Origin of the sequence: Pseudomonas sp. AF32 (assembly GCF_022342325.2) — a bacterium.
In the GTDB taxonomy this organism is placed as follows: domain Bacteria; phylum Pseudomonadota; class Gammaproteobacteria; order Pseudomonadales; family Pseudomonadaceae; genus Aquipseudomonas; species Aquipseudomonas uvaldensis.
Window position 1 is genome coordinate 16,908 of record NZ_RQJK02000019.1, and the last position, 24,805, is coordinate 41,712.

Annotated in this window: 26 protein-coding genes; 18 read left to right on the forward strand and 8 right to left on the reverse strand. The window is 61.5% G+C overall.

Translation table 11 applies throughout. From position 1 onward, the window contains the following. Positions 1 to 8 precede the first annotated feature (8 nt). Entirely contained in the window at positions 9 to 1,010 is a 1,002-nt protein-coding gene (locus tag EGM97_RS18070; protein ID WP_238963140.1) for an LLM class flavin-dependent oxidoreductase, read from the reverse strand. Positions 1,011 to 1,249: 239 nt separating this feature from the next. On the opposite strand from EGM97_RS18070, the gene EGM97_RS18075 reads away from it, so the two are divergent. Together EGM97_RS18075 and EGM97_RS18080 are read left to right on the forward strand one after the other, a co-directional pair. Continuing rightward, positions 1,250 to 1,681: an OsmC family protein gene (locus EGM97_RS18075; protein ID WP_238963141.1), complete on the forward strand. Its 432-nt coding sequence runs from the start codon at positions 1,250 to 1,252 to the stop codon at positions 1,679 to 1,681. A gap of 139 nt (positions 1,682 to 1,820) precedes the next feature. After that, complete coding sequence (locus EGM97_RS18080) at positions 1,821 to 2,054, forward strand: DUF1161 domain-containing protein (protein WP_238963142.1); 234 nt, start codon at positions 1,821 to 1,823, stop codon at positions 2,052 to 2,054. Positions 2,055 to 2,143: 89 nt separating this feature from the next. Here the strand turns inward: EGM97_RS18080 and EGM97_RS18085 are convergent, their stop codons facing one another. Next, the gene (locus tag EGM97_RS18085; protein ID WP_238963143.1) at positions 2,144 to 2,569 is read right to left on the reverse strand and encodes a PA0061/PA0062 family lipoprotein; all 426 of its coding nucleotides are present in this window, start codon (positions 2,567 to 2,569) and stop codon (positions 2,144 to 2,146) included. Between the two features lie 38 nt (positions 2,570 to 2,607). Further along, positions 2,608 to 3,021 carry a PA0061/PA0062 family lipoprotein gene (locus EGM97_RS18090; RefSeq protein ID WP_238963144.1) on the reverse strand — a complete coding sequence of 138 codons (414 nt, stop codon included), beginning with the start codon at positions 3,019 to 3,021 and terminating at the stop codon, positions 2,608 to 2,610. A gap of 61 nt (positions 3,022 to 3,082) precedes the next feature. Here EGM97_RS18090 and EGM97_RS18095 point away from each other — a divergent pair, with 61 nt between their 5' ends. Next, complete coding sequence (locus EGM97_RS18095; RefSeq protein WP_238963145.1) at positions 3,083 to 4,171, forward strand: aminopeptidase; 1,089 nt, start codon at positions 3,083 to 3,085, stop codon at positions 4,169 to 4,171. Between the two features lie 70 nt (positions 4,172 to 4,241). Here EGM97_RS18095 and EGM97_RS18100 read toward each other — a convergent pair whose 3' ends face one another. Next, complete coding sequence (locus tag EGM97_RS18100; RefSeq protein WP_238963146.1) at positions 4,242 to 4,892, reverse strand: HAD family hydrolase; 651 nt, start codon at positions 4,890 to 4,892, stop codon at positions 4,242 to 4,244. Between the two features lie 176 nt (positions 4,893 to 5,068). After that, entirely contained in the window at positions 5,069 to 5,620 is a 552-nt protein-coding gene (locus tag EGM97_RS18105) for a gamma carbonic anhydrase family protein (RefSeq protein ID WP_238963147.1), read from the reverse strand. A gap of 72 nt (positions 5,621 to 5,692) precedes the next feature. On the opposite strand from EGM97_RS18105, the gene prlC reads away from it, so the two are divergent. The 3 genes from prlC (at position 5,693) to EGM97_RS18120 (ending at position 10,181) form a co-directional block, all read left to right on the forward strand. Beyond that, on the forward strand, positions 5,693 to 7,771 hold the full coding sequence (gene prlC / locus EGM97_RS18110) for an oligopeptidase A (protein ID WP_238963148.1): 2,079 nt from the start codon (positions 5,693 to 5,695) through the stop codon (positions 7,769 to 7,771). After that, positions 7,768 to 8,046 (forward strand): YheV family putative zinc ribbon protein, encoded by a 279-nt coding sequence (locus EGM97_RS18115; protein ID WP_238963149.1) that lies wholly within the window; start codon positions 7,768 to 7,770, stop codon positions 8,044 to 8,046. Before prlC ends, EGM97_RS18115 begins: the two co-directional genes overlap by 4 nt. Before the next feature lie 113 nt (positions 8,047 to 8,159). Next, a complete protein-coding gene (locus tag EGM97_RS18120) occupies positions 8,160 to 10,181 on the forward strand; it encodes a M3 family metallopeptidase (RefSeq protein ID WP_238963150.1) in 2,022 nt (673 codons plus the stop codon). Here EGM97_RS18120 and EGM97_RS18125 read toward each other — a convergent pair. Next, positions 10,162 to 10,842 carry a phosphatase domain-containing protein gene (locus EGM97_RS18125; RefSeq protein ID WP_238963151.1) on the reverse strand — a complete coding sequence of 227 codons (681 nt, stop codon included), beginning with the start codon at positions 10,840 to 10,842 and terminating at the stop codon, positions 10,162 to 10,164. The two genes, EGM97_RS18120 and EGM97_RS18125, sit on opposite strands and share 20 nt — an antisense overlap. Before the next feature lie 176 nt (positions 10,843 to 11,018). On the opposite strand from EGM97_RS18125, the gene EGM97_RS18130 reads away from it, so the two are divergent. From EGM97_RS18130 to EGM97_RS18140, 3 genes are all read left to right on the forward strand, one after another. Beyond that, complete coding sequence (locus EGM97_RS18130) at positions 11,019 to 12,077, forward strand: PA0069 family radical SAM protein (protein ID WP_238963152.1); 1,059 nt, start codon at positions 11,019 to 11,021, stop codon at positions 12,075 to 12,077. 195 nt (positions 12,078 to 12,272) lie between these two features. Then, a complete protein-coding gene (locus EGM97_RS18135; protein WP_053149546.1) occupies positions 12,273 to 13,004 on the forward strand; it encodes a carbonic anhydrase in 732 nt (243 codons plus the stop codon). Positions 13,005 to 13,092: 88 nt separating this feature from the next. Further along, the gene (locus EGM97_RS18140) at positions 13,093 to 14,622 is read left to right on the forward strand and encodes a SulP family inorganic anion transporter (RefSeq protein WP_238963153.1); all 1,530 of its coding nucleotides are present in this window, start codon (positions 13,093 to 13,095) and stop codon (positions 14,620 to 14,622) included. A gap of 151 nt (positions 14,623 to 14,773) precedes the next feature. On the opposite strand, the gene EGM97_RS18145 is transcribed toward EGM97_RS18140, so the two are convergent. Further along, positions 14,774 to 15,424, reverse strand: a complete 651-nt coding sequence (locus EGM97_RS18145) for a hypothetical protein (protein ID WP_238963154.1) — start codon at positions 15,422 to 15,424, stop codon at positions 14,774 to 14,776. Between the two features lie 372 nt (positions 15,425 to 15,796). Between EGM97_RS18145 and coxB the strand changes: the two genes are divergently transcribed. From coxB to EGM97_RS18165, 4 genes are all read left to right on the forward strand, one after another. After that, complete coding sequence (gene coxB / locus EGM97_RS18150; RefSeq protein ID WP_238963155.1) at positions 15,797 to 16,924, forward strand: cytochrome c oxidase subunit II; 1,128 nt, start codon at positions 15,797 to 15,799, stop codon at positions 16,922 to 16,924. Between the two features lie 82 nt (positions 16,925 to 17,006). Next, positions 17,007 to 18,599, forward strand: coding sequence for a cytochrome c oxidase subunit I (gene ctaD / locus EGM97_RS18155; RefSeq protein ID WP_238963156.1), 1,593 nt, complete (start codon positions 17,007 to 17,009; stop codon positions 18,597 to 18,599). A 131-nt stretch (positions 18,600 to 18,730) separates the two neighbouring features. Further along, positions 18,731 to 19,282 carry a cytochrome c oxidase assembly protein gene (locus tag EGM97_RS18160; protein ID WP_238963157.1) on the forward strand — a complete coding sequence of 184 codons (552 nt, stop codon included), beginning with the start codon at positions 18,731 to 18,733 and terminating at the stop codon, positions 19,280 to 19,282. A gap of 24 nt (positions 19,283 to 19,306) precedes the next feature. After that, a complete protein-coding gene (locus EGM97_RS18165) occupies positions 19,307 to 20,194 on the forward strand; it encodes a cytochrome c oxidase subunit 3 (protein WP_238963158.1) in 888 nt (295 codons plus the stop codon). 8 nt (positions 20,195 to 20,202) lie between these two features. Here the strand turns inward: EGM97_RS18165 and EGM97_RS18170 are convergent, their stop codons facing one another. Next, positions 20,203 to 20,406, reverse strand: a complete 204-nt coding sequence (locus tag EGM97_RS18170; RefSeq protein ID WP_053149525.1) for a twin transmembrane helix small protein — start codon at positions 20,404 to 20,406, stop codon at positions 20,203 to 20,205. A gap of 70 nt (positions 20,407 to 20,476) precedes the next feature. On the opposite strand from EGM97_RS18170, the gene EGM97_RS18175 reads away from it, so the two are divergent. The 5 genes from EGM97_RS18175 to EGM97_RS18195 are packed head-to-tail and all read left to right on the forward strand — an operon-like array spanning position 20,477 to position 24,382. Beyond that, positions 20,477 to 21,214 (forward strand): SURF1 family protein, encoded by a 738-nt coding sequence (locus EGM97_RS18175; protein ID WP_238963159.1) that lies wholly within the window; start codon positions 20,477 to 20,479, stop codon positions 21,212 to 21,214. Beyond that, the gene (locus tag EGM97_RS18180; RefSeq protein ID WP_238963160.1) at positions 21,180 to 21,773 is read left to right on the forward strand and encodes a hypothetical protein; all 594 of its coding nucleotides are present in this window, start codon (positions 21,180 to 21,182) and stop codon (positions 21,771 to 21,773) included. The genes EGM97_RS18175 and EGM97_RS18180 overlap by 35 nt, the downstream gene beginning before the upstream one ends. Before the next feature lie 10 nt (positions 21,774 to 21,783). Continuing rightward, positions 21,784 to 22,863 carry a COX15/CtaA family protein gene (locus tag EGM97_RS18185; RefSeq protein WP_238963161.1) on the forward strand — a complete coding sequence of 360 codons (1,080 nt, stop codon included), beginning with the start codon at positions 21,784 to 21,786 and terminating at the stop codon, positions 22,861 to 22,863. Then, positions 22,851 to 23,750: a heme o synthase gene (cyoE, locus tag EGM97_RS18190; RefSeq protein ID WP_238963162.1), complete on the forward strand. Its 900-nt coding sequence runs from the start codon at positions 22,851 to 22,853 to the stop codon at positions 23,748 to 23,750. Before EGM97_RS18185 ends, cyoE begins: the two co-directional genes overlap by 13 nt. Then, positions 23,747 to 24,382: an SCO family protein gene (locus EGM97_RS18195; RefSeq protein WP_238963163.1), complete on the forward strand. Its 636-nt coding sequence runs from the start codon at positions 23,747 to 23,749 to the stop codon at positions 24,380 to 24,382. The genes cyoE and EGM97_RS18195 overlap by 4 nt, the downstream gene beginning before the upstream one ends. Positions 24,383 to 24,805 lie beyond the last annotated feature (423 nt).

Below are 24,805 nucleotides of genomic sequence, written 5' to 3' on the forward strand. Positions count from 1 at the left end.
GGCGCGATTCAGCCTTTCATGACCTGCGCCAGCAGTTCATAAGAGCGCAGGCGATCCGTATGCTCATACAGATCGCTGGTAAAAATCAGCTCATCGGCCTGGGTCTGTTCGACCAACACTTCGAGCCTGGCGCGGATTTTCTGCGGGCCACCCACCATCGCCAGCCCCAGGAAGTCACCCACCGCGTCTTTCTCGTGGGGGAGCCAGAGGCCATTCATGGTTTCGACCGGCGGACGTTGCACCAGGCTCTGGCCACGGATCAACGCCAGGATCCGCTGGTACACCGAAGTCGCCAGATAATCGGCCTGCTCGTCCGTGTCCGCTGCCACCAGCGGCACCCCGAGCATCACGTAAGGCTTGTCGAGTACCGCCGACGGTTGGAAGTGATTTCGATAAATGCGGATCGCCTCGTGCATGTAGCGCGGGGCGAAATGGGAGGCGAAAGCGTAGGGCAAACCCCGCTCACCGGCCAGTCGCGCGCTGAACAGGCTTGAGCCCAGCAGCCACACCGGCACGTTGGTGCCGGTGCCGGGCATGGCGATGATGCGCTGGTCTGGGGTACGCGGGCCGAGGTAACGCATCAGTTCGGCCACGTCCTCGGGGAAGTCGTCCGCGCTGCCTGAGCGCTCGCGACGCAAGGCCCGGGCGGTCATCTGGTCGGACCCGGGAGCCCGCCCCAGTCCCAGGTCAATCCGGCCTGGATAAAGGCTTTCCAGGGTGCCGAACTGTTCGGCGATCACCAACGGCGCATGGTTGGGCAACATCACGCCCCCGGAGCCAACGCGAATGGTCGACGTGCCCCCCGCCAAATAACTGAGCAACACTGCCGTCGCGGAACTGGCGATGCCATCCATGTTGTGGTGCTCGGCCACCCAGAAGCGGGTGTAGCCATACTTCTCCACGTGTTGCGCCAAGTCCAGCGAGTTGCGCAGGGACCGGGCGGCGTCGCCGTCCTCGCGTACGGGCACAAGGTCGAGGGTCGAAAATTTCACGTCGGACAGCTGTTTCATCGGCTGGGATCTCCAACGGCATTCCGGGCTTTTCCTACGGGCAAAAGCCTGCCGTTTCTATGGGTGTGTTCCATGCAATGTGGGCATATACCCGAGTTTCAATGGCTGCGTCGAATTTTCCTACTAAATTCGTCAGCTAATCGACAGGATGAACTTTATTTGCCGGTCTATCCTCACAACCCTGACAGCAGAAAACACCCAGGCGCGAATGCCTCGCGCCGGCTCTTGAGGAGGAAGACATGGCTATCGTCAAGAAAGCATCGGCTCACTGGGAAGGTGACCTGAAAACCGGCATCGGCTCCATCTCGACGGAAACCGGCGTGCTGCGCGAAGCGCCTTACGGCTTCAAGGCGCGCTTTGAAGGTGGCCGGGGCACCAACCCGGAAGAACTGATTGGCGCGGCCCATGCGGGCTGCTTTTCCATGGCATTTTCGATGATCCTCGGCGAGGCCGGACTCAAGGCCGAACGTATCGACACCCATGCCGAAGTGACTTTGGATCAGGTCGATGGCGGCTTCGCGATAACAGCGGTCAAGCTGGTCATGAAGGCGAAGATTCCCGGCGCCACCCAAGCGCAATTCGAAGAACTGAGCCAAAAGGCCAAGGAAGGTTGCCCGGTTTCCAAGGTGTTGAATGCAAAAATCACTCTGGACGCCTCACTTGAAAGCTAATCCATGAGGAGGATCGCAGCCCCTCGCAAGCATGCCGGGGGCTGCGATTTACCCCTGTCACCCCGCCCCCCATTTATGGTCGAATGAAGCATGCAGTTTCAGCGCAAAGGCGTTGCGCGCTGTAAAGAGGAAGTCGAGCATGAAACGATTTGCCGTGATGGTCATGGGTTGCGCATTGGCTACATCGGCTCTCGCGGCGCCCAAATCCTGCGAGGAGCTGAAGCAGGAAATCGAAGCGAAGATTCAGGCCAACAACGTGTCGTCCTATACGCTGGAAATCGTCACCAATGACGAAGTCCACGACCAGAACATGGTGGTGGGCAGTTGCGAAAACGGCACGAAGAAAATCATCTACCAGAAGAACGACCGCTGAGGGCTAGGCTCTGTACGAAAAGTCTTGAGACGAAGGTCAGGCAGTTTTCAACGCAGCATGAACGAGTATCAAGGCTTTTCGTACAGAGCCTAAGGCAGGCAGTTGGCCCGACGATCCTCTGCAACGACTTCTCGCCTGGCGTTGTAGAGCCGGGCACTTGGTGTGAACGCGAGGTTGCGCGCTTCCAGCCGATAACGCTGGCCGGCCTGGAACTGATCGTAACGCACGAGCAGGTAGCACATCCGCTCTTGCGGCTCGGCTTGCATGCCCAGTCCACCACCGCTGATGACCTCGAAGTCAAAACGGACCTCCAGCTCATGGCTGCCGGGCGGAACCTGGAAGAATCGCCCGTCCCGCAAGCGCTGGCCGTCCAGGCTTTCAGCCATCAATACCTTGCCACCCGGCGCTGGCATAGCGAACTCTACCCAGGCCATGTTCGGGTCTGCCTCGGGTAACGGGCTTGTTGCACAGCCGCCCAGGGAGACGAAGGCAAGTATCAGCATGTTTAGGCGCATGGTGGTCTCCTGAAGCCAGGTCCTGAGCATAGCGCCGATCAGCTTTGCTGGCAGCCCGCCGGGGTCGCCAGACCCACTACTTTGCGCTGCTGGTCATAGAGCTTGGCCCATGGTCGGAACCCGATGTTGCCGGCCTGCAGCTGGTAGCGCTGGCCTGCGTTGAAGTCCTTGAACTTCACATTCAACCGGCAATCACGCCACAGCGGCTCGGCGTTCGGACCGATATTGCCGGGCTCTACGGCAAACTGGTAGCGCACCGTCAGTTCATGGCTGCCGGGTTGGACTTCGAAGTAACGTCGGTCAACGGAGGTCTTGTCATCGACCTCCAGCGCTTGCAGCGCCGTGTCCTGATGGTTTCCAAGGTCGATCCACGCTTGCGATGGATCAGGGTCAGGCAAACCGGCACAACCGGTCAGCAACAACAGGCCACTCGTCAGCATCAAGACGCGCATAGCGAAGCTCCGGGCAGGCGGGATAGTCTTGTAGGCAGACTTTTTCCCAAGGTGATTGCAATTGATCAGGCCGCATTCAAGCCATCGGTTACTCGACCGTGTTTTCCGGTTTTTGTTTCCAGGCCTGCTGCTTTTGTTACTCAACGGTTGTTCCAGCGCCGCTTACTACAGCCAACTGGTCGATGGCCAACTGCTGCTGAAGGCTCGGGAACCCATCGACCAGGTCATCGCCGACCCCGCCCGCGATCCCGAATTGCGGGCCCACCTGGCCCAGGCCCGCGAAGCTCGGACGTTCGCCAGCACCCACCTGCATCTGCCGGACAATAAAAGCTATCGCCTGTATGCGGACATCGGCCGACCGTTCGTGGTCTGGAATGTCTTCGCCACGCCGGAATTTTCCCTGGCAGCGCAAAACCATTGTTTCCCGATAGCAGGCTGTGTTGCCTATCGCGGCTATTACAGCCAGGGCGCGGCCCGTGGCGAGGCTGCGTTGCAGCGTTTGAAGGGCATGGACGTGGCGATCGGTGGTGTAGAGGCGTACTCGACCCTCGGCTGGTTCAACGACCCGATCCTCAGTTCGATGATGCATTGGGGCGACGAACGCCTGGCCACGCTGATTTTCCACGAACTGGCGCACCAGCGTTTCTACGTAAAGGACGACACGGAATTCAACGAGTCCTTCGCCACCTTCGTCGAACAGGAAGGCACCCGGCAATGGCGCGCCAGCCGCGGCCTGGCGCCGGATAACGGCTTACGGTGGCGTCAAAGCGAGCAGTTCATCCAACTTATCTTCGACACCCGCCAGCGTCTGGAACAGCTTTATGCCCAGCCCCTGCCGGCCGAACAGATGCGCCAACGCAAGGCCCTGGAATTCGAACGCCTGCGCGCCGATTATCGACAACTGCGCGATACCCAGTGGGCGGGCGACAAACGCTACGACGCCTGGGTCTATGCGCCCCTGAACAACGCGCGGTTGTTGCCGTTCGGTTTATATACCCGATGGGTGCCGGCGTTCACGGCGCTGTTCAAGCGGGAGGGCGGCGACTGGATTGCCTTTTATGCCGAGGTGGAGAAGCTTGGGAAGTTGCCGGTAGATGATCGTCAAAGAGCCTTGAAAGTGCTGACTGAATCAAAGGTTTCCGTCGATTGAACGAGCTTCATTGCGGGCAAGCCTTGCTCCCACACTGTGGGAGCAAGGCTTGCCCGCAATGAAGGTGTAACTAACCCCGCATAAACGCCTGATGCAACTCATCCACCGTCTGGAAGTGAAACGCAGGGTTCTCGGCGCTCAGCTCTTCGTAACTGCCAAACCCATACCCCACCGCCGCCGCAACCAGGCCATTGCTACGGGCGCCGATCAGGTCGTGTTTGCGGTCACCGATCATCAGGGTGTTCGCCGGGTCGAGCCCTTCTTCCGCTATCAAGTGGGCAATCAGCTCGACCTTGTTGGTGCGGGTGCCGTCCAGTTCGCTGCCGTAGATCACTTTGAAATGCCGGGCAAAGTCGAAGTGGCGGGCGATTTCCCGGGCGAAGACCCAGGGCTTGGAGGTGGCGATGTACAGTTGCCGCCCTTGACCAGCCAGGGTTTCCAGCAGCGGCATCACACCGTCGAAGACGCGGTTTTCATACAGCCCGGTGACTTTGAAGCGTTCGCGGTAGAAGTTCACCGCTTCCCAGGCCTTGGCTTCGTCGAAATCGTAGAACTGCATGAAGGCCTGCAACAGCGGCGGGCCGATGAAGTGTTCGAGGCGGGTGAGGTCGGGCTCGTCGATGCCCAGTTTGCTCAAGGCGAACTGGATCGAACGGGTGATGCCCTCGCGCGGGTCGGTGAGGGTGCCGTCGAGGTCGAAGAGGAGGGTTTGGTGGTGCATGCAGGCTCCAGAAAAATTTGACGGACTCAGATGCTTGTGTGGCGAGGGGATTTATCCCCGTTGGGGTGTGAAGCAGCCCCCTGAGGCGTGTCAGCTTGGATCGTTTTCAGCCTGATCGGGGCTGCTGCGCAGCCCAGCGGGGATAAATCCCCTCGCCACAGGGTCTCGATCGGCCCTTAGGATTGTGGTTGGTCGTAACCTTCAGCCAAGTGCAAATCCTTGAGCTTCACGTAGTTCGCTGCGCTATAGGTGAAAAACACCCGCTCCTTGTCGGTCAGCGGTCGGGCCTGTTTCACGGGGCTGCCCACGTACAGAAAGCCGCTTTCCAAGCGTTTACCCGGCGGAACGAGACTGCCCGCACCGATGATCACGTCGTCCTCGACCACCGCGCCGTCCATGACAATGCTGCCCATGCCGATCAGCACCCGGCTGCCGACGGAGCAACCATGGAGCATGACCTTGTGGGCGATGGTCACGTCGTCGCCGATCAACAACGGGAAGCCATCGGGGTTGAACGGCCCGGCATGGGTGATGTGCAGCACGCTGCCATCCTGAACGCTGGTCCGCGCGCCGATGCGGATGCGGTGCATGTCGCCGCGGATGACTGTCAGCGGCCAGACGGAGCTGTCTTCGCCGATTTCAACGTCGCCGATCACCACTGCGGTGCTGTCGACGAAAGCGCCCCGGCCCAGCCGTGGCGTGTGGTTCTGGTACGTGCGAAGGGTCACGATAGGCTCTCTCTTTTCTACTGATAGTCGCTGCTAGCTGCGGTGAAGGTCGATTGTAATTAAGATGGGCCGATGTTTCTTCCAGCCAAGGTGCCCACCGTGAGCGTGAACAACCCTCTTTTGCAGCCCTACGACCTGCCGCCATTCTCGGCGATCCGTGCCGAGCACGTGCAACCGGCCATCGAACAGATCCTGGCTGACAACCGCGCCGCCATCGCTGAAATCCTCAAGACCCAGGGCAGCCAGCCTACCTGGGCCGGCCTGGTGCTGGCGATGGACGAACTCAATGATCGCCTGGGCGCCGCCTGGAGCCCGGTCAGCCACCTGAACGCCGTGCGCAACAGCCCGGAGCTGCGTGAGGCCTACGAGGCCTGCCTGCCGGCGCTGAGTGCCTACTCCACCGAGCTGGGCCAGAACCGCGAATTGTTCCAGGCTTTCGAAGCCCTGGCCAACAGCCCCGAAGCCGCCGGTTTCGACGTGGCGCAGAAAACCATCCTCGAGCACTCCTTGCGGGACTTCCGCCTGTCGGGCATCGATCTGCCGCCCGAGCAGCAGAAGCGCTACGCCGAAGTGCAGAGCAAACTGTCCGAGCTGGGCAGCCGCTTCTCCAATCAACTGCTGGACGCCACCCAGGCCTGGACCAAACACGTCACCGATGAAGCCGCCCTCGCCGGCCTGACCGATTCAGCCAAGGCGCAAATGGCCGCGGCCGCTCAGGCCAAGGGGCTGGACGGCTGGCTGATCAACTTGGAATTCCCCAGCTACTACGCGGTGATGACCTACGCCGAAGATCGCGCCCTGCGTGAAGAAGTCTACGCCGCCTATTGCACCCGTGCGTCTGATCAGGGCCCGAACGCTGGCCAGAACGACAACGGCCCGGTGATGGAGCAGATCCTCGATCTGCGCCAGGAACTGGCCGGGCTGCTGGGGTTCGCCAACTTCGCCGAACTGAGCCTGGCGACCAAAATGGCCGAGTCCAGCGATCAGGTCCTGAGCTTCCTGCGGGATCTGGCCAAGCGCAGCAAACCGTTCGCCGCCCAGGACCTCGAACAATTGAAGGCGTTTGCCGCCGAACAGGGCTGCCCGGACCTGCAAAGCTGGGACAGCGGTTTCTACGGCGAAAAACTGCGCCAGCAGCGCTACAGTGTCGCCCAGGAAGCCCTGCGGGCGTATTTCCCGATCGACAAGGTGCTGAGCGGCCTGTTCGCCATCGTGCAACGCCTGTACGGCATCGAAATCGCCGAACTGAAGGGCTTCGATAGCTGGCATCCGGACGTGCGCCTGTTCGAGATCAAGGAAAACGGCCAGCACGTCGGTCGTTTCTTCTTTGACCTGTATGCCCGCGCCAACAAGCGCGGCGGTGCCTGGATGGATGGCGCCCGTGACCGTCGACGCACTATCGATGGCGTGCTGCAAAGCCCGGTCGCCAACCTGGTCTGTAACTTCACCCCGGCCGACAGCGGTAAACCCGCGCTGTTGACCCACGACGAAGTCACCACCCTGTTTCACGAGTTCGGCCATGGCCTGCACCACCTGCTGACCCGCGTCGAACACGCCGGCGTGTCCGGCATCAACGGCGTGGCCTGGGACGCAGTGGAGCTGCCAAGCCAGTTCATGGAGAACTGGTGCTGGGAGCCGGAAGGCCTGGCGCTGATTTCCGGTCACTACGAAACCGGCGAACCGCTGCCCCAGGACCTGCTGGAAAAAATGCTCGCGGCGAAAAACTTCCAGTCCGGCCTGATGATGGTTCGTCAGCTGGAGTTCTCGCTGTTCGACTTCGAGCTGCACGCCACCCACGGCGACGGCCGCAGCGTGGCGCAAGTGCTCGAAGGCGTGCGCGACGAAGTCTCAGTGATGCGTCCGCCGGCCTACAACCGCTTCCCCAACAGCTTTGCCCACATTTTCGCCGGCGGGTACGCGGCGGGCTACTACAGCTACAAGTGGGCGGAAGTGCTATCGGCCGATGCATTCTCGAAATTCGAAGAAGATGGCGTGCTCAATGCCGACACCGGCCGCGCCTTCCGCGAGGCAATCCTGGCCCGTGGCGGTTCCCAGGAGCCAATGGTGCTGTTCGTCGACTTCCGTGGCCGTGAGCCGTCGATTGACGCACTCTTGCGCCACAGCGGCCTGAGCGAGGACGCGGCAGCATGAGTGAGGGGCCTGTGATCACCAAGAAACGCTTTATCGCCGGGGCGGTCTGCCCGGCGTGCAGCGAGCCGGACAAGTTGATGATGTGGAATGAAGACGGCGTGCCGCATCGCGAGTGCGTCGCCTGCGGTTATTCCGACACGCTCAACGAACAAGGCCTGTCGGTGCCCAAGGAACTGGGCACCCGGGTCAATACCTCCGCGCCCAAAGTGCCGGACGCCAAGGTCCAGGCGGTGCAATTCTTCCCCAATCCCAAGTTGAAGAAAAAAACCGACTGAAATCGGCAGTATCACCTTCCGGGCCGCCCGGCCCGGAAGCGATATTTATATACCGCCCGCCTTGTCGCCTTCCTGCCCAGACTGATCCTCCAGTCCAGACAGGAAGCTACCCCATGCCCGACGATGATATCCCGCTGTTGCAGGCTTATGACTTGCCGCCCTTTGCACAGATCCAGGCCGAACATTGCCTGCCGGCACTCCAACGGATGCTTGCCGAAAGCCACGATCAGGTGGCCGCGATCATCAAGACTCAGACCCCCTTCCCCACCTGGGATGATCTGGTACTGGCCATGGATGAAATCCATGCCCGGCTGAAAGGTTTCGATTACCTGTTGGATTGCCTGAGTTCGACCCGGACAGACGAGGCCTGGACCCAGATCTCACTGGACTGTCACCAACGATTGCAGGATTTCCAGCAGTCGCTGGCCCGCAACTCCGATCTGTTTCGGCTCTACCAGCAGTTGGCAGGCAGCCAGATCGCCCGGCATTTCGAACCGGCGAGAAAACGTGTCCTGGAAAAAATCCTGCAACGTTTCCGCCGAAACGGTTTGAACGGGCTGCCCGAAGCAGTCCAGACAGACCTGAACGTCCTGCAGCGACGTATGCAAGGGGCTCGACACCTCTTTCTGGAGCACCTGCAGGCAGCCAACAAGGCCTGGAGCCAATCATTCGATGACGAGCGGCAATTGAGTGGCCTGCCGCCTCCCTTCAAACAGCAGATGGCCAACCAGGCACGGGAAGCGGGGCGTACGGGATGGTTGCTCACACTCAGTGACGAATCGTTCGGCATCGTGACAAGCTATGCCGACAATCGCCAATTGCGCGAGGACATCTACATTGCCTACAGCACCCGCGCCTCGGATCTAGGCCCCCATGCCCACCAGTTCGACAACGGCCCCGTACTCTGGCAATTGCTGCAGGATCGCCGGCGCTACGCCAGCTTGCTGGGCTACGCTGACTTCGCTCAAATGGCCATCGAACCGGACCAAGCCGAGTCCACCGCTCAGGTCATCGCCTTTTTGCAGGACCAGCTCCAACAGCATCAGGACGTTTTTACCCAGGACACGGAACAGCTGAAGGCGTTTGCCAGGCAGCAAGGTTTCAATGAACTTCGTCCCTGGGACTACCCCTACCTGACGGAAAAACTTCGCCAGCACGCGGCGGGGTTTTCAATGCAAGCAGCCAGTGCCTGGTTCCCCCTGGAATCCACCTTCTCCCAACTGCTGCTGATGACGAAAGAGCTGTTCGCCGTGGACCTCGTCGAACGCCGGGACGTCACGACCTGGCATCCAGACGTGCGGCTTTTCGAAGTCCGGGAACGGGGAGAAGTCATCGGTTACCTCTATTTCGACCCCTTCGAAGACGCCAGCGCAGGCGGCTACCCCAACACCACGGTCCTGCGAAACCGCCGCATCACCGCCGAAGGCCGGCCCCGTCACCCCATCGCCGCCCTTCACGCCTGGCTGCCACGCAGCGCCGATGCGAAACCCGTCCTGCTCAATCATCTGCAACTGCGCGTGCTGATGCATGAGTTTGGCCATTGCCTGCACCACCTGCTGAGCCGGGCGGAATATCGTGACGTGTCGGGGATCATGGAGTTGTCCGGCGATACGTCCGAGTTTGCCGGCGTGTTGTTCGAGCAATGGTGTTTTGCCAAAGAGTGCCTGGTTCGCCTGTCCAGGCATTACCAGACCGGCGAGCCGCTGCCTGACGAAACGGCCGAGCAGCTACTGGCCTTCGTCAATACCCAGGCCAGTTGGGAAACGGCCGCCGTCTTGCGCAACGCCCTGTTCGATATGGAATTGCACCGCAGCCACGGCGATGGTCGCACGGTCCAGCAAGTGTTCGATCAGGTCAGCGCGCAGATCGGGCACCTGCCCGTGGCCGGTTACGAACGCTGGCCCAACGCGCTGGACTACATGGTGACCGGCTATGCAGCCCGGATCTACGCCTACATTTGGTCGAAGGAACTGGCCTTGAACGCATTTGAGAGATTCAAGCGCGAGGGATTGTTCAACGCGGCCACCGGCCGGGCGCTGCGCGAAACGGTCTTCGGCCCGGGCGATTCGCGACCGCTGACCGAATCCATTGCAGCATTTTCAAACGCTCCGACGGTCATTGCCCGGGAGGCGTGAGGTGCGCGTCCAGACGATGGACGGTGGTGGTGGAATTGACCCAGCTCTTGAGCGAGCACAGTGCGAAGACACTGGTGCTGCAATCGCCATTGGCCAACGCTTCGCGGAGTTTCTTGACATCGGCGTGCATGACATAACGAATCCCGTCCCTGAAATGGTGACTGTCGCCGAAGCCTCCTCCGGTCATTTCGTTCAAGGCATCCTCCTTGCTCCAGCCCTGCACCACCACCCTGTACATGGCGGCCACCAGCCCGGTGCGATCGGAACCGTGCTTGCAATGCATCAGCACCGGCCCCTTGGCTTCAGCCGTCTCGATGGCGCGCAAGGCGCTCAGGATGTCGCTGTCGTCGACATGGTTGGTGCGATAGGGCAATTGCACCCGCTCGATGCCGGGGGTAGACAGCCATTGCGCATCCGAGTCCGGCAAAAAGGTGATGACGGTGCCGATCCGGAGTTTGCTCAGCAACGGCAAGGCGCCGCCATCCGGCAAGGAACTGCGGTACAGCGTTGGCGACATCTGATACAGGTCGTAATGCTTCTCCACGGGCTGGGCCCATTCGGCGGGCCGGGTTTCAGAGGCATCGGCGGCCTGGGCCGGGGAATCTGCCAGTGCAGCAAGCAAGGCCAGGCAGAGCAATGAACGTGAACAGTGTTTGAACATGCGCGGACGACCGGAACCTGGGGAATTCGAGAAGCCCAGTGTCGACTCGCTCCGGTTAAAAACCTGTCGGCGGGATGTCAAAGCGGCGTGAACGGTCTGGCCGGACTGCCGAATGGCACTGGCCTGAATCAGAGACAACGAATACTGTATGCACATACAGCCTTCGGAGCACATCCATGTCAGCCTCTCTTCCGCCTCGCGGTCGCGGCACTGCCGCCAACCCGCACAACCGCTTCGCCCCAAGTCGCTCGGTGGTCGAGGACGACGGCTGGTATCAGGAAGTACCGCCGACCCAGGGCACCGAAGTGCGCATCGAAACGGCAAAGACCATCATCACCCGCAATACCTCGCCGGACATCGGTTTCGACCGCTCGATCAACCCTTACCGAGGCTGCGAACACGGTTGCATTTACTGCTACGCGCGACCCAGCCACGCCTATTGGGACATGTCGCCGGGGCTGGATTTCGAGACGAAGCTGATCGCCAAGACCAATGCCGCCGATGTCCTGGAAGAACAGTTGTCCAGGCGCGGCTATCAATGCGCGCCGATTGCCCTGGGCGCCAATACCGATCCCTACCAGCCCATCGAACGCGAGCACGGGATTACCCGACAGATCCTCCAGGTGCTGCTGCGCTATCGTCATCCGGTGACGATCGTCACTAAAGGCTCGCTGATTCTGCGCGACCTGGATCTGCTGACCGAATTGGCGCAGCAGCGCCTGGTCAGGGTCATGATCAGCCTGACCACCCTGGACGATGAGCTCAAGCGCATTCTCGAACCGCGCGCGGCGGCGCCCAAGGCGCGGTTACGGGCAATCCGGGTGATGCGCGAGGCGGGCATTGCGGTGGGGGTGCTGTGTTCACCGATGATTCCGATGATCAACGACAGCGAGATCGAAAGTCTGCTGACCGAAGCCCATGCCGCCGGAGCGCAAAGCGCCTCCTATATCATGCTGCGGCTGCCGCTGGAGGTCGCCCCGCTGTTCGAAGAGTGGTTGCAGGTCCATTACCCGCAGCGCGCCGCCCACGTCCTGAGCCTGGTTCGCCAGAGCCGTGGCGGCGAGCTCTATGACAGCCGGTTCGGTACGCGAATGCGCGGCGAAGGGCCGTTCGCCGATCTACTGGCGCAGCGGTTCACCAAGGCCCTCAAGCGCCTCGGGCTCGAGCGACGCGGCGGTTACGATCTCGATTGCGATGCCTTTTGTCCGCCGGGCCGACAGATGTCGTTGATTTGATTAAAGTTGACCTTGTGACATGGGCCCGAGATGATCGCACCTGTACTTTAGGCCATGCCTGGAATCGTTGTTCTAGAGCCATCGATTCAGTTTGAGTTAAGTTTCGGCCGCTACCTTGTTCATCGAGTGACTGACGGGTCGAACCCTTCGACCTGGATGTTTTTTAACCAGCCACTGGCGTTATGAGGATGAATCATGAGTGACAAGGATAAACAGCCGTTGGCTGCGTCGGCTTCAGCCCAACCGGAGGCGGAAACCGCCGATGCAGCGCTGCAGCATATTGTTGACGGCTTTTTGCATTTCCATCACGAGATCTTTCCGCAGCAGGAAGAGCTCTTCAAGAAACTCGCCACTGCCCAGAAGCCCCGGGCAATGTTCATCACCTGCGCCGATTCGCGCATCGTGCCCGAGCTGATTACCCACAGCTCACCAGGCGACCTGTTCGTGACCCGCAACGTGGGCAACGTCGTACCACCCTACGGACAGATGAACGGGGGTGTTTCCACCGCCATCGAATACGCCGTACTGGCCCTCGGCGTGCAGCACATCATTGTCTGCGGCCACTCCGATTGCGGCGCCATGCGCGCAGTGCTCAACCCCGACACCCTGGAAAAAATGCCCACGGTCAAGGCCTGGCTACGCCACGCCGAAGTGGCCAAGACCATGGTCCACGACAATTGCCCGTGCGGCGATGAAAAACAGACCATGCCCATCCTCACCGAAGAGAACGTGATCGCGCAGCTGCACCACTTGCGAACGCACCCTTCGGTGGCCTCTCGCATGGCCAGCGGCCAGTTGTTCATCCATGGCTGGGTGTACAACATCGAGACCAGCGAGATCAAAGCCTTCGACGCGGACCGGAACTGTTTCCTGCCGCTCGATGGCAGCCATCCGATCCCGGTGGCGACGCCCAAAGCGCGCTTCTAACCGCTCCTAAACATCTGCGTGGTACAAGTCCAGTCTGCTTTCGAGCGGCCTGGCCTTGCCATGCCTGAAGAATCTCGGGAGAGTCGCCATGCGTGCTGCTCAATTGAAAGCTGTTCTGCCACGGGAGCTGCTGGCTTCGGTGGTTGTGTTTCTGGTGGCGTTGCCATTGTGCATGGGCATCGCCATCGCGTCCGGCCTGCCGCCGGCCAAGGGTTTGATCACCGGCATCGTCGGTGGCCTGGTGGTGGGTTTTCTCGCCGGCTCCAAGCTGCAAGTCAGCGGGCCAGCCGCTGGCTTGGCGGTGCTGGTCTTCGAGCTGGTACGCCAGCATGGCGTAGGGATGCTCGGGCCGATCCTGCTGCTGGCGGGTTTTCTGCAATTGTTGGCCGGGCGTTTTCGCCTGGGCTGCTGGTTCCGGGTCACCGCGCCGGCGGTGGTGTACGGGATGCTGGCGGGTATCGGCGTGCTGATCGTCTTGTCCCAGGTCCATGTGATGCTCGATGCGGCGCCCAAGCCGTCAGGGCTGGATAACCTGGCGGCGTTCCCTGGCGCAGTGTCCCAGGCATTGCCGTCGTTCGGCTGGCAGGCCGGTTTGCTCGGCTTGTCGACGATTGCAGTGATGTGGCTGTGGGAGAAGTTTCGCCCACACAGCCTGCGCTTCATCCCTGGCGCCTTGCTCGGCGTGGGCCTGGCAACCGTTGCCAGCCTGCTGCTGGCCTTGCAGGTCAAACGCGTGGAAGTCCCGGACAACCTCGCCGAGGCCATCGACTGGCTGCGCCCGGCGGACCTGCTGAACCTGGCGGACCCGAGCGTGCTGATCGCCGCTTTCGCCGTGGCCTTCATCGCCAGCGCGGAAACCCTGCTGTCGGCGGCCGCCGTGGACCGCATGCACAGCGGCGAACGCGCCGACTTCGACCGGGAACTGTCCGCGCAAGGTGTCGGCAACATGCTGTGCGGCTTGCTCGGCTCCCTGCCGATGACCGGCGTGATCGTGCGCAGCTCGGCCAACGTCCAGGCCGGCGCCACCACGCGCATGTCGACGATTTTCCACGGCCTGTGGCTGCTGCTCTTCGTGCTGATGCTGTCCAGCGTGCTGCAAAGCATTCCGGTGGCGAGCCTGGCGGGCGTATTGGTGTACACCGGCTTCAAACTGGTGGATATCAAGGCTTTCCGTAACCTGGGCCGTTATGGCCGGATGCCGATGTTCACTTACGCCGCGACGGCACTGGCGATCATCTTCACCGACCTGCTGACCGGTGTGCTGATCGGCTTCGGCCTGACCCTGGCAAAACTGGCCTGGAAAGCCTCGCGCTTGAAAATCAGCCTGGTCGACCTGCCTCAGCAAGGTGAAATGGAACTGCGACTGGTAGGCGCGGCCACCTTCCTCAAGGTTCCGGCGCTGACCCAGGTGCTGGACACCATCCCCCCAGGCGTCACGGTGCATGTACCGCTCAACAACCTGAGCTACATCGACCATTCGTGCCTGGAACTGCTGGAAGAATGGAGCCGGGCCAATGCCAGCAAGGGCTCGAAGCTGCTGATCGAATCGCGCGGGCTCAAGCGCCGGTTGGAAGGGCGGCTGCGCACAACGGTGGGGATTGGCGCGACAGCAGGATAATCCACGGTCCTGTGGGAGCGGGCTTGCTCGCGAAAGCGGAGTGTCAGCTACGAAAATGTTGGCTGACACTCCGCCTTCGCGAGCAAGCCCGCTCCCACAGGGTTTGGTGTTTGCCGCCATTTCCACAGGGTTTTAGTGTGCCTGGGATGGCTCAAGCCACCGGCTGTTCCAGCTCCAGGCCCACGCCCAGGCGGCGGGACATGCACGGCCAGCGCTTCCAGGCCTCGCCGGTTTGCGGGCTGCTGAGTTTCTCGCGGTAGGTTTCGACCGACTCCAACGCAAACGTCTCGTCATTGAGCATTTCATCGAAGGCGTGGTGCACCACTTCATCGAGCTGGTTGGCAAATTCCTCACCGATCAATTGATGGGCAATCAGGTTGGCGACCGTCATGTCCAGGGGGATCAGTGGCTGGCCGAAATGCTTGATGTACAGGTCGTTGACCTCTTCCACGAACCGGTGCGCCAGGTAGGCCTCGTCCAACAGGCTGTCGAGCCCGACATGGCCGTCCATGATCGAGGGCGGCTGGAGGAAATACTGCTCGGCAATTTTCAACACCGGCTTGATCTGCGACTCGATGCCCGCCTCCCGGGCGACCTCGTTGGCCGCGTCCAGCAAGTCAGGCACCTCATCGATGTAGGCAGAGACGAAACGCGTCAGGGCGTCGTTGGCATTGGCGTCCGGCAATTGGATCGCTCGGTGCAGGTTCGGCAACTGGGCTTGCAACTGACGGGTCAACTGGCCGGTCTCGGCCTCGTGTTGTTGGGCTTTTTGGATCTGCTCGCGCAATGCGGCGGTGTTCATGAAAACTCCAGGAAACGAAAGGCAATGAAATAGGGAAGACATAACTTAGCTGGCGCAAAAACACGCCTAAGACCTATTTGTCATAAATCCTTCTTCCTTGATGCTTGAGCGTTATATCGGTTTGCCATCACTCAGGCTGCATCCTTCTCCATTCGTGGGCTTGAGCGCAAGTCCCGGTCTGTTTCAGGCGATTTACGTCATCGCGTTGCGAGGTTGAAGTCGCTGTCTATACTCGGGTTGGAATGGAGTTAGCTGATGAACCCGATGTAAGGCAGCAAGGCACGGCGGTTTGAGTTCGTAGTCTGGTGTAGCCGCTCCCTTGCCGCAGGCGTTAGGCCTACGGGATAACAAGAACGATAAGGGGAACCCGCAATGATGCGACATCCACATGTATGGATGGGCCTCCTGTTGTGTTCGATTTTCAGCCAGGCGCAAGCCGCCTGGACTGTGAATATGGCGCCTGGAGCGACACAGATCAGCAACGCAGTGTTCGACCTGCACATGACCATCTTCTGGATCTGTGTAGTGATCGGCCTCATCGTCTTCGGCGCCATGTTCTGGTCGATGATGATGCACCGCCGCTCCACCGGCCAGAATGCGGCCCACTTCCACGAAAACACCCGCGTCGAAATCCTCTGGACCATCGTGCCCTTCCTGATCCTGGTGGCCATGGCGATTCCCGCCACTGCCACGCTGATCAAGATGTACGACTCCAGCGAATCGGAGATCGACGTTCAGATCACCGGTTACCAGTGGAAGTGGCACTACAAATACCTGGGCCAGGACGTCGAATTCTTCAGCAACCTGGCCACGCCGACCGATCAGATTCATAACCAGAGCGCCAAGGGCGAACACTACCTGCTGGAGGTCGACAAGCCGCTGGTGCTGCCGGTCGACGCCAAGGTGCGCTTTCTGGTGACCTCCGCCGACGTGATCCACTCCTGGTGGGTACCGGCCTTCGCGGTCAAGCGCGATGCGATCCCCGGGTTCGTCAACGAAGCCTGGACCAAGGTCGACAAGCCCGGCATCTATCGCGGCCAGTGCGCCGAGCTGTGCGGCAAGGACCACGGCTTCATGCCCATTGTGGTGGAGGTCAAGAGCAAGCCCGACTATGAAAAATGGCTGGGCGAACGCAAGGCCGAGGCCGCGCAGCTCAAGGAGCTGACCAGCAAGGAATGGACCCTCGAAGAACTCAAGGAACGCGGCGACAAGGTCTACCACACCACCTGCGTGGCCTGTCACCAGGCCGAAGGCCAGGGCCTGCCGCCGATGTTCCCGGCGCTCAAGGGCTCGAAGATCGCCACCGGGCCCAAGGCTGATCACCTGAACATCGTCTTCCACGGCAAGCCCGGCACGTCCATGGCGGCGTTCGGCAAACAGCTTTCGGAAGTCGATATCGCGGCGGTCGTGACCTATGAACGCAACGCCTGGGGCAACAACAAGGGCGACATGGTCACACCGAAAGAAGTGCTGGAACTCAAACAGGCAGAAAGCAAATGAGCCGGCCTGACGCGTGTTCCCGCAACCGGTCGGGGCTCACCGCCCCGCGCCGTCCAGCCCATTCGTTCGAAGGAGACAGGACATGAGTGCTGTGATCGATGACCACGGTCATGCCGGCGCCGACCACGCCCACGGCCCCGCCAAGGGCCTGATGCGCTGGGTGCTGACCACCAACCACAAGGATATCGGCACGTTGTACCTGTGGTTCGCGTTCTCCATGTTCCTGTTGGGCGGCTCGTTCGCCATGGTGATCCGCGCCGAGCTGTTCCAGCCCGGCCTGCAGATCGTGCAGCCGGAATTCTTCAACCAGATGACCACCATGCATGGCCTGGTGATGGTCTTCGGCGCGGTGATGCCGGCGTTCGTCGGCCTCGCCAACTGGATGGTCCCGCTGATGATCGGCGCGCCGGACATGGCCCTGCCGCGCATGAACAACTTCAGCTTCTGGCTGTTGCCGGCGGCGTTCCTGCTGCTGGTGTCCACGCTGTTCACACCGGGCGGCGGACCGAACTTCGGCTGGACTTTCTACGCGCCGCTGTCCACCACCTATGCGCCGGAAAGCGTGACGTTCTTCATCTTCGCCATCCACCTGATGGGGATCAGTTCGATCATGGGGGCGATCAACGTGATCGCCACCATCCTCAACCTGCGCGCCCCGGGCATGACCCTGATGAAAATGCCGCTGTTCGTCTGGACCTGGTTGATCACCGCGTTCCTGCTGATCGCGGTGATGCCGGTGCTGGCCGGTTGCGTGACGATGATGTTGATGGACATCCACTTCGGCACCAGCTTCTTCAGTGCTGCCGGCGGCGGTGACCCGGTGCTGTTCCAGCACGTGTTCTGGTTCTTCGGTCACCCCGAGGTGTACATCATGATCCTGCCGGCCTTCGGCGCCGTCAGCTCGATCATCCCGGCGTTCTCGCGCAAGCCACTGTTCGGCTACACCTCGATGGTCTACGCCACGGCGGCCATCGCGTTCCTGTCGTTCATCGTTTGGGCGCACCACATGTTCGTGGTGGGCATTCCGCTGGTGGGCGAGCTGTTCTTCATGTACGCCACCCTGCTGATCGCCGTGCCCACCGGAGTGAAGGTGTTCAACTGGGCCAGCACCATGTGGCAAGGCTCGCTGACCTTCGAGACGCCGATGCTGTTTGCCGTGGCGTTCGTGATCCTGTTCACCATCGGTGGGTTCTCCGGATTGATGCTCGCCATCGCCCCGGCGGACTTCCAGTACCAGGACACCTACTTCGTGGTCGCGCACTTCCACTACGTGCTGGTGCCCGGTGCGATCTTCGGCATCTTCGCCTCGGCCTACTACTGGCTGCCGAAATGGACCGGCCACATGTATGACGAAACCCTTGGCAAGCTGCACTTCTGGCTGTCCTTCGTGGGCATGAACATGGCGTTCTTCCCGATGCACTTCGTGGGGCTGGCGGGCATGCCGCGGCGGATTCCCGACTACAACCTGCAGTTCGCCGATTTCAACATGGTCTCGTCCATCGGCGCGTTCATGTTCGGCACCACGCAGATCTTCTTCCTGTTCATCGTGATCAAGACCATCCGAGGCGGCAAACCGGCACCGGCCAAGCCGTGGGATGGCGCCGAAGGGCTGGAGTGGAGCGTGCCGTCGCCGGCGCCGTATCACACGTTTACCACGCCGCCGGAAGTGAAATGAGATGACACACAGGCCTCCTGTGGGAGCGGGCTTGCTCGCGAAGAACGATGACGCGGTGTTTCTGGTAGACCGCAGCGACTGCTTCGCGAGCAAGCCCGCTCCCACAGGGTCCGGTGCACGGGACGGAAGCCATGGCTGATTCGATTTCGATGAAAAAGCTGGTCACCCGCCTGCTGATCGTGGTGGTGGCGATGTTCGTCTTCGGCTTTGCCCTGGTGCCGATCTACGACGTGATGTGCAAGGCGTTCGGCATCAATGGCAAGACCGCCGGGCAGTACGAAGGCGAGCAGACCGTCGATGCGTCGCGGCAGGTGCGGGTGCAGTTTCTGTCGACCAATGCAGTGGACATGCCATGGGACTTTTTCCCCAAGGGCGATCAACTGGTGGTCCAGCCGGGGGCGGTGAATGAAATGGTGTTCGTGGCCCATAACCCCACCGACCGGCCGATGAGCGCCCAGGCCGTGCCGAGCATTTCGCCGAGCACTGCAGCGGCGTATTTCCACAAGACCGAATGCTTTTGTTTTACCCAGCAAGTGCTGCAACCCGGCGAACGCATCGAAATGCCCATGCGCTTCATCGTCGACCGGGACATGCCCAAGGAAGTGAAGCACCTGACGCTGTCCTACACGCTGTTCGATATCACCGCCCGTCATCCACCGGTGGCTCTACACACTGAACGATAGCGTGCCCGATAAGGAGAACAATAAATGGCAACTCATGAGCACTATTACGTTCCGGCCCAGAGCAAATGGCCGATCATCGCCACGGTCGGGATGTTCGTCACGGTGTACGGGCTGGCGACCTGGTTCAACGACCTGAAGGCGGCACGCCCGGAATCCCACGGCCCGCTGGTCTTTTTCGTCGGCGGCCTGTTGCTGGCCTACATGCTGTTCGGCTGGTTCGGCGCAGTGATCAAGGAAAGCCGCGCCGGGCTCTACAGCCCGCAGCTCGACCGCTCGTTCCGCTGGGGCATGAGCTGGTTCATCTTTTCCGAAGTGATGTTTTTCATCGCCTTCTTCGGTGCGCTGTTCTACGTGCGCCACGTCTCTGGCCCGGCCTTGGGCGGCGAAGGCACCAAGGGCCTGGCCCACATGCTCTGGCCGAACTTCCAGTTCACCTGGCCGCTGCTCAACAACCCCGACTCGAAACTGTTCCCGCCGCCCAAGGAAGTCATCAGCCCCTGGGGCCTGCCGCTGCTCAACACCGTGCTGCTGGTGAGTTCCAGCGTCACCGTGACCATCGCCCACCACGCCCTGAAAAAAGGTCATCGCGGCGCGCTGAAACTGTGGCTGGCGATCACCGTGCTGCTGGGTTGCGCGTTCCTGGCGTTCCAGGCCGAGGAATACATCCACGCCTACAAAGAACTGGGCCTGACCTTGGGTTCGGGGATCTACGGCGCGACGTTCTTCATGCTCACCGGTTTCCACGGCGCCCACGTGACCATCGGCACGATCATTCTGTTCGTGATGCTGATGCGCATCCTGCGCGGGCACTTCGACAACGAGCACCAGTTCGGCTTCGAGGCCGCGAGCTGGTACTGGCACTTCGTCGACGTGGTGTGGATCGGCTTGTTCATCTTTGTCTACGTGCTCTGAGACCACCGTCACCAAGGCGCGTGAGAGACCAACTGGCCGCTGAAGAAACCCCAGGCGATCAAGCCGACGGTGACAGCGGCCAGACTGACCCGCACCGCCAGGGCGATGACCAGGCGATTGGAATCGCTTTCGTCCTTGACCAGAAAAAACAGGCCACTGAACAGGCTGGCAATCGTGGCAATCAGCATCAGGACGATGGCTGCTTTGAGCATCAGGAACACTCCGGGGGGACGCGATGCACGTGAGTATAGCTATCTCGTTCGACAGCTTTGGGGCAGCGCCATGAAAGGCTTCCGGCCAGGCATCGTGCCGTCGCTGGTGGTGGCCGTGCTAGTGCCGGTGATGGTGTGCCTGGGGTTCTGGCAACTGGGCCGGGGCGAACAGAAACGCGTGCTCATGGAGAACTATGCCGAGCGTCGCGTGGCGCCGGCGCTGGACGGCATCGAGCTGCAACACACCGCCGATCCAGCGTTTCGTCCGGTGCGGCTCAACGGCCAGTTCGACGCCGAGCACAGCATCCTGTTGGACAACCGCCAGCACGACGGCAAGGTTGGCGTCGAACTGCTCCAGCCGTTCCTCGATCACGCCAGTGGCCTGTGGCTGCTGGTCAATCGCGGCTGGCTGCCGTGGCCCGACCGCCGCACTCCGCCAGTATTCGACACCCCTGACCGCCCCGTCAGCCTGCAAGCCTGGGTGTACGTTGCGCCGGGCGCCACCTTCCAGCTGCACGCCGACCCGACCAACGCACCCTGGCCACGCCTGGTCACGGCCATCGAACCGGACAAGCTCTGGGCCGAACTGGATCGCAGCGGTTTCGCCTATGAACTGCGCCAACAAAGCGGCCCCGGTGCCTACCGCACCGACTGGCCGGTGGTGAGCATGGGCCCGGAAAAACACCTCGGTTATGCCGTGCAGTGGTTCGCCATGGCGACGGCACTGTTCGGCCTTTTTCTTTATCTCGGATGGCATAACGCAGGGAGACACCATGGGAAGCGCCATGAATCCAACCAACACGTCTGAGGCACCCTCGGCCCACAGCCGCCGCAAGGGCCGCCTGCAATTGCTGCTGATTGTGTTCGGGGTCGTCGGCCCGATGATCCTCGCCACCGGCATGTACAAATTCCAGTTCTGGGTGCCGGACAGCCGCAGCTACCACGGCGAACTGATCGGCACCGGCCAGACCCGTGCCGAGATCGGCGTGCAGGCCGATGAAAAGCGCTGGCAGCTCCTCGTCACGGCGCCCAAGGAATGTTCCGTCGACTGCCGGCAACTGGTCTATCTCGCCCGCCAAGTGCAGATCGGCCTCGGTCGCGACGCCTCCCGCGCCAGCCACGCCCTGGCCGTCGCCCAGCCGCTGGACGCCGAATACGACACCCAACTGCAACGCGAATACCCACAACTGCAACGCTACCCACTCGACCTGCCTGCCTATGAAAAAGGCGCCCAAGGCTCCGGCGGCGCGCAGCTGTGGATCATCGACCCCCACAGCAACCTGGTGCTGCGCTACGACGCCCGCGTCAAAGGCAAGGACCTGCTCAACGACCTACGCCACCTGCTGAAACTGTCGAACATCGGATGAGGGCATCGACATGGCCAAACCTGGATTTCGCCTCGCGCTGTTCGCCACGCTGCTGGCACTGATCGTCGTCCTGCTGGGCGCCTACACCCGGCTTACCCACGCCGGCCTCGGTTGCCCGGACTGGCCCGGTTGCTACGGTTTCATCAGCGTACCCAAGAGCGAAGCCCAACTGGCCCATGCCGAGCTGCATTTTCCCGACGCCCCAGTGGAAGCCCACAAGGGCTGGAACGAGATGGTCCATCGCTACTTCGCCGGAACCCTGGGCTTGATGATCGTAGCGTTGGCGGCACGCTCCTGGATGAACCGCCATCGCCCGGGGCAGCCGTTGAAGTTGCCGCTGTTCCTGTTGGTGGTGGTATTCGCCCAAGCCGCGTTCGGCATGTGGACCGTGACGCTCAAGCTCTGGCCGCAGGTGGTCACCGGGCATTTGCTGGGCGGCTTCGCGACCTTGAGCCTGCTGTTCCTGCTGACCTTGAGATTATCCGGCGTACTGCCGGCGCTGACCGTACCCAAGCGACTGCAACACTGGGCCACCGCCGGGCTATTGCTGGTGATCGGCCAGATCGCCTTGGGCGGGTGGGTCAGCTCCAACTATGCCGCCGTCGCCTGCATCGACTTCCCCACCTGCCACGGCCAGTGGCTGCCACCGGCCGACTTTGCCAACGGCTTCCACCTGACCCAACACATCGGCCCGAACTACCTGGGCGGCCAACTCGACAGCGATGCACGCACCGCCATCCACCTGACCCATCGCATCGGTGCGTTGCTGGTGACCCTGGTATTGCTGGGGCTGGCCTGGCAATTGAGAAGGGTGGGCATGACCCGCTTGGCGGGCCTGGTGCTGATCGCCCTGGCCGCGCAAATCACCCTGGGCATCAGCAACGTGCTGTTCCACCTGCCGCTGCCGGTGGCCGTCGCCCACAACGCCGGGGGCGCCGCGCTGCTGCTGACCCTGGTGCTGGTCAACTATCACGCCCGCACCAGCCTGGTTCGGGTCAAGCATCAGGTCCCGCTGCGCTGGCGGTTCAATCCGCATAAACACAGCGTCAGCCCCATCACCATCAAAGGAGAGATGCCATGGCAACCCTGACCGGTACACGCCACAGCCGGGCGATCTGGCGCGATTACCTGGAGCTGACCAAACCCAAAGTGGTGGTGCTGATGCTTATCACCTCGCTGGTGGGCATGTTCCTCGCCACCCGCGCTGGCGTGCCATGGACCGTGCTGGTGTTCGGCAATCTGGGCATCGCCCTGTGCGCCGGCGGCGCGGCGGCGGTCAACCACGTGGTGGACCGGCGCATCGACGCGGTGATGGCCCGCACCCATAAACGCCCCCTGGCCGAAGGGCGCGTCTCCCCCGCCGCCGCCCTGACCTTCGCCCTCGCGTTGGCCGTGGCCGGGCAAGCGCTGCTGCTGGCCTTCACCAACCCGCTGACCGCCTGGCTGACCCTGGCCTCCCTGCTCGGTTACGCGGTGGTCTACACCGGTTTCCTCAAACGGGCCACGCCGCAAAACATCGTCATCGGCGGCCTCGCCGGCGCCGCCCCGCCGCTGCTGGGTTGGGTCGCCGCCACCGGCCACGTCAGCGCCGAACCGCTGCTGCTGGTGCTGATCATCTTCGCCTGGACCCCACCGCACTTCTGGGCCCTGGCGATCCACCGCAAAGAGGAATACGCCAAGGCCGACATCCCGATGCTGCCGGTGACCCACGGCGAGCACTACACCAAGGTGCATATCCTGCTCTATACGCTGGTGCTGCTGGCGGTGAGCCTGATGCCGTTCGTGATCCAGATGAGCGGCATGCTCTACCTGATTTGCGCACTCGTACTCGGCGCCCGGTTCCTGCAATGGGCTGTGGTGTTGTACCGTGGCAGTCGGCCGCACGCCGCGATCAACACCTTCAAGTACTCTATTTATTACTTGTTCCTGCTGTTCATCGCCCTGCTTGTCGATCACTACTTACTGTTGAGCCTATGACCCGAACCCAGAAAACCGTCTTCATCCTCGTGGCCGTGATCGCGCTGATCCTCGGCCTTACCGTCAACAAGGTGCTGTCGGGCAAAGGCCAGGGCGACCCGACGGCCCTGATCGACGCCGGCATCATCCTGCTGCCGCAAAGCCGCACCCTGCCGGACGTGAAAATGACCGACCAGGACGGCCAACCCGTGGCCATGGACGCGTTGAAAGACAAATGGAGCCTGCTGTTCTTCGGCTACACCTTCTGCCCGGACATCTGCCCCACCACCCTCGCCCAACTGCGCCAGATCAAAAGCGAACTGCCGCCCGAGGCGGTGAACAACCTGCAAATCATCCTGGTCAGCGTCGACCCGAACCGCGACACGCCCAAACAACTCAAGCAATACCTAGGCTACTTCGACCCCCAATTCAAAGGCCTGACCCCAGCCTCCATCGAAGACCTGCAAAAACTCGCCAACGCCGTCAGCATCCCCTTCATCCCGGCCGACACCAGCAAACCCAACTACACCGTCGACCACAGCGGCAACCTCGCCGTCATCGGCCCCGACGGCACCCAACGCGGCTTCATCCGCGCGCCGTTGAACAACCAGAAGCTGGTGGCGCAGTTGCCGGAAATGCTCAAGCGCAAATAGCCCATCCATCAAGCCCACTCCCACCACCATCCCCTGTGGGAGCGGGCTTGCTCGCGAAAACGCCAGCCCAGCCTGCATCGCAACCAAACCTGCCCACCCCACCCACACCCACCACAAATCCCCTGTGTGTGGGCTTCCTCGCGATGAAACCAACGCGGTCCCAAGGCAAAACCAATCACCCGCATCCTCGGCAAACCCCGTTCCTACAGAACTTGGCTACACACCTTCATCAAGCCACGCATCCTTGCGCCTTTGCCTACAACTACGCCAGAATCCGCCCGCTTGTGCGCCTTGTTCCGGGGTTCTATTGTCGTTCCTGCCACTGCCCATCAGTGGTCGGGTTTAGTAGCCCGGTTCACACCTTCGGTTGCACAAGTCTCATCAGTCAGGCATTTGCCTGTTCTTGATGGTGGCTGTGCGCAT